Origin of the sequence: Nostoc sp. (assembly GCF_036919615.1) — a bacterium.
Lineage (GTDB): Bacteria > Cyanobacteriota > Cyanobacteriia > Cyanobacteriales > Nostocaceae > Nostoc.
In genome coordinates this window covers 273352-281233 of record NZ_JBALCN010000097.1, presented here as the reverse complement: position 1 = coordinate 281233, position 7882 = coordinate 273352, and the positions used below count along the sequence as shown (strand labels likewise).

The 7882-nt window shown below is 39.4% G+C and carries 8 protein-coding genes and 1 pseudogene; 5 read left to right on the top strand and 4 right to left on the bottom strand.

The genetic code is table 11. The features are described from left to right. Positions 1-404 precede the first annotated feature (404 nt). Positions 405-974: pseudogene (locus V7K48_RS29735) on the bottom strand (FAD-containing oxidoreductase); the annotation flags it as partial. Between the two features lie 627 nt (positions 975-1601). On the opposite strand from V7K48_RS29735, the gene V7K48_RS29730 reads away from it, so the two are divergent. From V7K48_RS29730 to V7K48_RS29715, 4 genes are all read left to right on the top strand, one after another. Further along, complete coding sequence (locus tag V7K48_RS29730) at positions 1602-2018, top strand: XisH family protein (RefSeq protein WP_335078058.1); 417 nt, start codon at positions 1602-1604, stop codon at positions 2016-2018. Then, complete coding sequence (locus V7K48_RS29725) at positions 2006-2347, top strand: XisI protein (protein ID WP_335078056.1); 342 nt, start codon at positions 2006-2008, stop codon at positions 2345-2347. The genes V7K48_RS29730 and V7K48_RS29725 overlap by 13 nt, the downstream gene beginning before the upstream one ends. Positions 2348-2630: 283 nt before the next feature. Then, positions 2631-3092 carry a cupin domain-containing protein gene (locus V7K48_RS29720; protein WP_335078053.1) on the top strand — a complete coding sequence of 154 codons (462 nt, stop codon included), beginning with the start codon at positions 2631-2633 and terminating at the stop codon, positions 3090-3092. Between the two features lie 141 nt (positions 3093-3233). Beyond that, complete coding sequence (locus V7K48_RS29715; RefSeq protein ID WP_335078086.1) at positions 3234-3812, top strand: Uma2 family endonuclease; 579 nt, start codon at positions 3234-3236, stop codon at positions 3810-3812. A 35-nt stretch (positions 3813-3847) separates the two neighbouring features. On the opposite strand, the gene V7K48_RS29710 is transcribed toward V7K48_RS29715, so the two are convergent. The 3 genes from V7K48_RS29710 to V7K48_RS29700 all read right to left on the bottom strand — a co-directional run bounded on the left by V7K48_RS29710 (position 3848) and on the right by V7K48_RS29700 (position 5490). Further along, positions 3848-4261, bottom strand: a complete 414-nt coding sequence (locus V7K48_RS29710; RefSeq protein ID WP_335078051.1) for an Imm1 family immunity protein — start codon at positions 4259-4261, stop codon at positions 3848-3850. 201 nt (positions 4262-4462) lie between these two features. After that, positions 4463-5029, bottom strand: coding sequence for a DUF2808 domain-containing protein (locus V7K48_RS29705; protein ID WP_335078084.1), 567 nt, complete (start codon positions 5027-5029; stop codon positions 4463-4465). A 23-nt stretch (positions 5030-5052) separates the two neighbouring features. Then, complete coding sequence (locus tag V7K48_RS29700; protein ID WP_335078049.1) at positions 5053-5490, bottom strand: DoxX family protein; 438 nt, start codon at positions 5488-5490, stop codon at positions 5053-5055. A gap of 204 nt (positions 5491-5694) precedes the next feature. On the opposite strand from V7K48_RS29700, the gene V7K48_RS29695 reads away from it, so the two are divergent. Further along, on the top strand, positions 5695-7869 hold the full coding sequence (locus V7K48_RS29695; protein WP_335078047.1) for a DEAD/DEAH box helicase: 2175 nt from the start codon (positions 5695-5697) through the stop codon (positions 7867-7869). The last annotated feature ends 13 nt before the right edge of the window (positions 7870-7882 follow it).

Sequence of the window (7882 nt, the reverse complement as noted above, 5' to 3'; positions counted from 1 at the left end):
GACCAACTTACATTTGAGCAGGTAATTTCTGTCTCTTCTTATAACTTTATCCTGGAAGCTCTATTCTATGCAGCTTCACATTGAATTGGTATTACGCATCAAGTACAAAATGTAGGGGCAATACCCTGTGGGAAGCCCTCCGGCTTGGTGCAGTCGCTGATGGGGTAAACCCCCTTCTCTACCAGACGCTGCGCGTTGGCGTAGCCTCTCGTAGAGAAGGCGTTAGCCTCTCCCTTTGGGAGAAGACCGCGCTGCTTCGCTGCTTTGCGTCTACATGAGTTGCCCCTACGGTAAATCAAGGCTTTCACTGCCTTTTTGCGTAAGTCCTGAGATTAACTTGATTTAATTATGAATTATGAAAGTCCCCTTACATAACATAATGATGAATTATCAATTATGAATTTTTAAGAGAACTTCGTCAGAAATCCCAACAATTTTTTGGTATTTAATGTCAGGAGTGTACGACGATAAGCATCAGCTGCTTTTTTAATAGCTTCGGCTTGAGTCGGATAAGGGTGAATTACACTGCTTAACTTATTTAAACCGATTTTATTCACTATTGCTGTAGTCACAAGTGATATCATCTCACCCGCGTGATTGGCAACAATAGTTGCACCGATAATTTCATCAGACCCTTTTTTATGGTGGATTTTGAGAAATCCGGACTCTTCACCATCTGCGATCGCTCGATCTACACTATCAAAAGGTATCTTGATTGTCATCACTTCAATACCCAATTTCTGCACCTCGTGTTCGCACATCCCTACATGGGCAATTTCTGGGTCAGTATAAGTTACCCAAGGCATCACCAGATTACTGAGTTTAGAGCGTCCCAAGCCAAAGGGAGAAAATAGCGTATTTTTAATCACAATCCGCGCCGCTGCATCAGCTGCATGGGTAAACTTCCAGTTCATGCAGATATCACCAGCTGCATAAATTTTGGGATTGGTCGTCTGGAGGTAATCATTTACCTTCGTACGCCAAAAACCTTACTCCTGAGCAAGTTAAATCTGCTATAAATTGGGATAAAGCGATATACGACGAGGATTTTCGTGCCAAACTAGGTTTACCACCAGAACCAGCTAAGTGAATACTTTGGGTTGCGTTTTTACTTCTACCCAATCCCGCGATGCAACTTTCCACAAACTTTTTCTACATCATTATTCGACTAAAAGTAGTTGTTTAGTGGTCTTCTTTGTCTCTATAGGCAAAACAAAAAGATTTATTTATCAGAGCAAGCAAAGCGATCGCTCTTTATCAGAGATTGCTTCGCTGGCAATGAGTTTGTATAATTAAGCGATCGCAGCAAACAAAAACTAACCCTGAAGTAACGTTCCGTCAACTCTGAAGCAGCTTTTGCGAACCCTGAAGCAACTTCCGCAAATCTCTACATCTAATCTGAAAAAATGGTATCAAAGAGCGATGCCTGCGGCGGTCTACGCCAACGCTTGACTCTAAAATTCATTGCCAGGATGCCTTGATACAATTGGTCTGTGCAGCTAAGTGATTTTCAAAGAATGAATTATCGCAAAGATAACCGCCCTTAGTACAATTATATCAACTACCCCAATAGCTACTTCCTCTAGATTATCAGGGAGAAAATGCCAGCAAAAGATGTATACCATGATGCAGTTAAAAATGCCTTAGTTAACGATGGTTGGATAATTACAGCCGATCCTTATCCGATTAAATATGAAGAAGTTAAACTGTTTGCCGATCTTGCTGGTGAAAAAACCATTGCCGCGAGTAGAGAAGGAAAACAAATTGTTATTGAAATTAAAAGTTTTCTAAGTCGCTCTCCTATGCGGGATTTTGAAACCGCATTAGGTCAGTATCTCATTTATAAAGCTTTACTTTCTCTTGAATATCCTGAAAAGCAATTATATTTGGCAATAAGTGAAATAATTTATGAGGATTTCTTTCAAAAACTTGCAATTGAATTTATTTTGGCAAAGTATGAAGTCTCACTATTAGTTATTAATATGAATAAACAGGAGATTGTCAAATGGATAAGCTAACTCCATATCAAAATCTGATCAAGCAAATTTTAACAGAGTATCAAAGAATATCTTCACAAGTTACTGTTGTTGATGTGGATGAAGTGTTAATGTTTGATGATCAAAGAAGTCAATATTTGTGGCTCAATATTGGTTGGAAAAAAGGCAAAAGAGTTAAAGCAATTTCTGTCTATATTCGCATTAAAAATGAAAAAATTTACATTGAAGAAGATTTGACTGAGGAAGGAATGGCAACTGAGTTAATGGGTTTAGGTGTTCCTGCTAGTGATATTGTCTTGGCTTTCCAGCCACCAGAAGTGAGGAAATATACTGAGTTTGCAACGGTTTAAAGATTATTTTATCTGGGAATGATTACGTTGACAGTCCCTACTAGAGCGGCTGAAAGCAGCTTATTAGAGCATCTCATCTGAAAAAATGGCATCAAAGAGCGATCGCTCTTTTCAGAGATTGCTTCGCTCACAATGAGTTTTTATAATTAAGCGATCGCAGCAGACAAAGACAAACCCTGTAGTTAGTTCCGGGAACTCTGCATCTAATCTGAAAAAATGGCATCAAAGAGCAATTATTAAGTGCCATAATCTACAATAAATCTGTTTCTCAATTAGTAATTTAATGATTATTAATCCTCAAGAAGTACCTAGTGAAATACGCACAAATTACCCTGATGAGTTCAAGCCAATGGTTGCAGGAAGAATACGGCAACAGTTAGGTAACTTTGCAGAATTGCAGAACTTTGGAGTAAATCTGGTAAAGTTAGAGCCTGGAAGCTATTCTTCTATAAGACACTGGCATTCTCATCAAGATGAGTTTATCTATGTCTTGGAAGGTGAACTTACATTAGTCACAGATAGAGGTGCAGAAATTCTCACACCGGGAATGGCAGCAGGATTTCCTGCAGGTGAGGCAAATGGACATCATTTCGTAAATCGTTCATCGGTGGTTGCTATTTATTTAGAGGTAGGAGATCGTACTCCCAATGACAAAGTTACTTACCCTGATGAAAATTTGATGACAACAGCTAGCCCTGATGGTAAATCTAGAAAACTTATTCGTAACGATGGCACACCTTATTAAATTTAGTCCTAATTTAGTCTATTGGTTATCAATCAGGTGAGTTGTGATTGAAAAGCGATACCTACGGTGGGCTACGCCAACGCTACCTACAAGTTCGCTTACAATTTAGCTAAATTTGATGTCATCCCCAACATTATTCCTATGACAGCGATCGCCATTAATCTAAACCCGATCATTCAACTTACCGACAACCAATTTTATCAACTCTGTCGGGAAAACCCTGAAATCAAATTTGAACGGAATGCAGAGGGAAAACTACTAATAATGCCACCAACAGGCGGAGAAACTGGAAATCATAATTTTGAAATTTCTGTTGAGTTCGGAATTTGGAATCGTCAAACTCAACTAGGAATTTGCTTTGATTCTTCCACCTGCTTTAAACTACCCAATGGTGCAAACCGTTCTCCTGATGTCGCTTGGATAAGAAAAGATAGATGGAATGCACTCACACCTGAAGAACAAGAAAAGTTTCCGCCGATCGCACCAGATTTCGTTTTAGAGTTAATGTCACCAAGCGATACTTTGCGAGAAACGCAAGAGAAAATGCAGGAATATATCGATAACGGAGTTAGATTAGGTTGGTTAATTAATCCGAAAATGCATCAAGTAGAAATCTCTCGTCTTGGTCAACCAGTGGAAATATTAATATCTCCACAACAATTATCAGGAGAAGATGTTTTACCAGGGTTTATTTTAAATTTATCAATAATCTGGAGATAAATAGCAAAGCTGGATCTAAATCTGGAAAAAAACTACTATACTGGCTCAACAACTCTATCTTGCTTCCAAATAACTGATTCTTCCATTATTCCAAGTTCTGCAAATGTCTTGGCAGCTTTCAGGGTTGTATTTAAGTCAATGCATGATTTAGCAGGGTAAACACCTTCTTGCCCTCCAACTATCACAGTTTCATCTATATTTGACTTTGATAGATCAACAAGGTAATAAAAATTCTCATTATCAAATGTCACATACACCACATATTTTTGTATACCGCCACCAATAGCCATATGAGTTTCACCCTCAGTTTTTAGGGTTACAAGCGTCTTACGGTGCCCATCTAGTTCTTTGATAGCTGCTTCTATTTTTAACCAACTCTGTGCTTGTTCTACACTTCCTCTGTTCTGATTTCCTATCCAATCTTCAACTGAAAACTTGGAAATGAACATATCAACCTCACTTCAGTGTAATAATCTGACGACCGCTAGGGCTAATAACTTCTATTTCTTCCAGCTTAAGCTGTCTAGCCATTCCTTTCACACCTCCATTCTGACTACATGCTCTGCAAAGATCCCGATCAACGATTAGACGAGATTAAGCTGTCGTGATTCCACAAACTTGTGTTGTTCATAGGATTGACGGAATGCACCCTATGGAAACCCCCAGCTCCCCCTATTGCTGTAGAACTGAAACCGTCCAAAGCCGAGAAATTGTCCGTGGGAATTTTCACCCACTGGGAACGCTGTCACACCTAGTAAATAGACACCAGAAAAGCTCGGATTTTTCACAGGGCGGAGGGCGATTGTGACTGTCTGTCCTGGAGTGACGGGCGGATCAAAGCTCACAGTAACTGTGCGTGTCTTGCGTTCGCCGATGACTGCGCCTAGTGTAAGTCGCGTTTCTTTGCGATCGCTCTTTCCGACAAACGCGTAGGTATGATCAAGATCGTAGCGGATGTTTTCTGATCCCTCCCTCTGGGTGATCGTTACCTTCTGGAGAGATTCTCCAGCATTATCCGGCAGGTTGATAGTGAAATAGTAAGTTGCGCCCCAAATATTCACATCTTTGTAAGTAGTTGTTGCGTTAACGAGTTTCGGCGGTTGGACAAAGTAGACTGTTCCATCTCTAAGCTGTACTGCAGGAGTCACCGGAACGGTTACTCCTGCAATGCTTATTCCTAACGACAGTGTTATCCCAAACAAAATTGCAACGCGCATAATTTCAGATATAAAAAACGCACTCATTTCAATTTTAGTTCTTTGAGAATAAGTGACTTGGGAATAATAGAAGCTTGTTTTTCCGAATCAGAAGATTTCGTGTACCACCAAGCCCAAGCAATTAAAACTGCTTGAAAGGGAAGCCTGACTACCTGTACCCAAGGTGAATCTGGTATGTGTTCTAAATGAATATGATTAACCGCCATATTGATATTGGCAGGGAAAACGGCAATAAAAAGAGCAATAAGTCCCCAAGCAGCAGCTTGACTTACAGGCGGGACTAATAACCCGATACCACCTAAAATTTCATAAAAGCCACTGAGATAAACTAATCCTAAAGGGTAAGGAAGTTGCGGTGGCATAATTTTGACATACGGTTCTGTAATAATAAAGTGTGTCACTCCAACCACAATGATGCATATAGCAAGGACGACACGTAAGATTTCCTTATACTTATTCATAGGTTTTGCCTGATTATATACTTGTCCCTATTACTTCAGTTTGGTTTATGGATGTTAATTTGTCTTGAGTCAATAGGAGTAAAAATCGGCAAAATTTTCCCAGATACCACTTCCTTCAGAGATTCATCTAATTGTTCATCACATCTTACAGCTATATGAGCGATTCTTTAACGCTCACATAGCTAACAATTATTTATAAAAAATATGAGCGATGCCTTTAGCCGACTTGCACCCTTCATCCAAGAATATATTTATCATCACCAGTGGACTGAATTGCGGCCAGTTCAAATTGCCGCTTGTCAAGTTATATTTGACACTGATGCTCATTTGCTAGTTACTGCTGCAACTGCTGCGGGTAAAACAGAAGCAGCCTTTCTGCCAGTTTTGACTTTATTACATGCCAACCCTGCCACAACGATAGGGGCATTATATATTAGTCCCATCAAAGCTTTAATTAATGATCAGTTTGAGCGCCTCAACGACTTACTCAAAGAAGCAGATATTCCAGTTTGGCACTGGCACGGTGATGTTTCTCAAAGTCGAAAAAACAAGCTTTTAAAGAATCCTCAAGGCATTCTCCAAATTACACCAGAATCTTTAGAAAGTTTGTTAATCAACAAAAATAACGACCTACTTCGCTTATTTGGTGATCTAAAATTTGTGATCATTGATGAAATTCACGCTTTTATGGGTTCAGAACGCGGTTGTCAAATTATTTGCCAATTACAACGTTTAGTAAAGTTGACGCAAAAACAACCGCGCCGTATTGGTTTGTCGGCGACTCTTGGTGATTACTCAACAGCTGAAGAGTGGTTGCGTTCGGGAACAGAGAAGCCAGTTATTACACCGCAAATTGACGGGATAAAACGTCAAATAAAACTAGCTGTAGAACATTTTTATATTACTGATGAAGTAGATGAATCAGAGGCAACAGCTGATGAACAATATATTTTCAACCTCAGCAAATCTCGCAAATGCCTGATATTTGCTAATAATCGGACGCGTACTGAATCTGTAATAGCATCTTTGCGACAAATTGCCACAGAACAAGGACTACCAGATATATATCATGTGCATCATGGAAGTATATCTGCTAGCTTACGGCAAGCAGCTGAGAATGCGATGCGTGAACCTAACAATCCAGCTGTTACTGCCGCTACTCTGACTTTAGAATTGGGCATAGATATCGGTCATTTAGAGCGAGTTATTCAGTTAGAATCACCCTTGTCTGTAGCTAGCTTTTTACAGCGATTGGGACGCAGTGGTAGAAGAGGTGAAGCTGCCGATATGCGCTTTATCTGTACCGAAGATAAACCATTACCAGAAGCTTCTCTACCAGAGCAAATCCCGTGGCAACTTTTGCAGTCTATCGCTATCATTCAACTTTATTTAGAAGAGCAATGGATTGAACCAATCAAACTGATTAAATACCCTTTGAGTTTGCTTTATCACCAAACAATGAGTATTCTAACAGCAACAGGGGAAATTTCACCTAATGCCCTAGCTAAACAAATTTTTAGTCTGCCGCCTTTTGCTGCTATTTCCAAAGAGGATTTCCAACTATTGCTCCGCTATTTAATTGATATTGGTCATATTCAGCATACTGAACAAGGTAAATTAATCCTGGGTTTGACGGGAGAAAAGGTGGTGAGAAAATTTCAGTTTTATGCTGTCTTTGCTGAACAACAAGAATATCTTGTTAAGCAAGGTGCAACAGAAATTGGCAGTATCGTCACGCCGCCTGCTGTTGGCAATCAATTTGCTTTAGCTGGGAGAACTTGGGAAGTCGTAGAAGTTGACTTTAAAAAGAAGGCTATTTTTGTTAAACAAGCCGAGGGGAAAGCTAGTATTTATTGGCGTGGTAGTTGTGGCACTATTCATACCAAAGTTTTGCAACGAATACGGCAAGTTTTATTTGAGAATGTCGAGTATAGTTACTTGCAAAAAAATGCTTTACAACGTTTATGTAAAGTTCGCCAATTGGTGCAGCAGGTTGGATTAGATAAACAAAATATCTTACAATTAGAAAAAGGGAAATGCTGCATTTTTCCCTGGATGGGTACGGTTGCTTATCGCACTTTGGAAAGATTACTCAACTCCTACTGTCGAGAATCATTGGAAATTACAAGTTTTGGCGGAGTAAATCCCTATTATTTAACAATTAAATTAGGCAAGAATAAATTTAAATATCTTTATCGTGAAATTGCTTCATTGTGTGAACAAAGAATTAGCCCAGAAGATTTAGTCAGTACTTCAGAAGCACCGGAAATTCAAAAGTATGATCAATTTATTCCTCATCCACTTTTACGGAAAGCTTTTGCTAGCGATTATTTAGATATCAGAGAACTCAGACAGCAAGTGGCACTCTGGAGAGAATGAACAAGAGTACAAA

Excerpts from the sequence above, each read along its gene's own strand:
- V7K48_RS29700 (WP_335078049.1), bottom strand. The coding sequence starts at position 5,490 with ATGAATAAGTATAAGGAAATCTTACGTGTCGTCCTTGCTATATGCATC.
- V7K48_RS29705 (WP_335078084.1), bottom strand. The coding sequence starts at position 5,029 with ATGCGCGTTGCAATTTTGTTTGGGATAACACTGTCGTTAGGAATAAGC.
- V7K48_RS29695 (WP_335078047.1), top strand. The coding sequence starts at position 5,695 with ATGAGCGATGCCTTTAGCCGACTTGCACCCTTCATCCAAGAATATATT.
- V7K48_RS29720 (WP_335078053.1), top strand. The coding sequence starts at position 2,631 with ATGATTATTAATCCTCAAGAAGTACCTAGTGAAATACGCACAAATTAC.
- V7K48_RS29710 (WP_335078051.1), bottom strand. The coding sequence starts at position 4,261 with ATGTTCATTTCCAAGTTTTCAGTTGAAGATTGGATAGGAAATCAGAAC.
- V7K48_RS29715 (WP_335078086.1), top strand. The coding sequence starts at position 3,234 with ATGACAGCGATCGCCATTAATCTAAACCCGATCATTCAACTTACCGAC.
- V7K48_RS29725 (WP_335078056.1), top strand. The coding sequence starts at position 2,006 with ATGGATAAGCTAACTCCATATCAAAATCTGATCAAGCAAATTTTAACA.
- V7K48_RS29730 (WP_335078058.1), top strand. The coding sequence starts at position 1,602 with ATGCCAGCAAAAGATGTATACCATGATGCAGTTAAAAATGCCTTAGTT.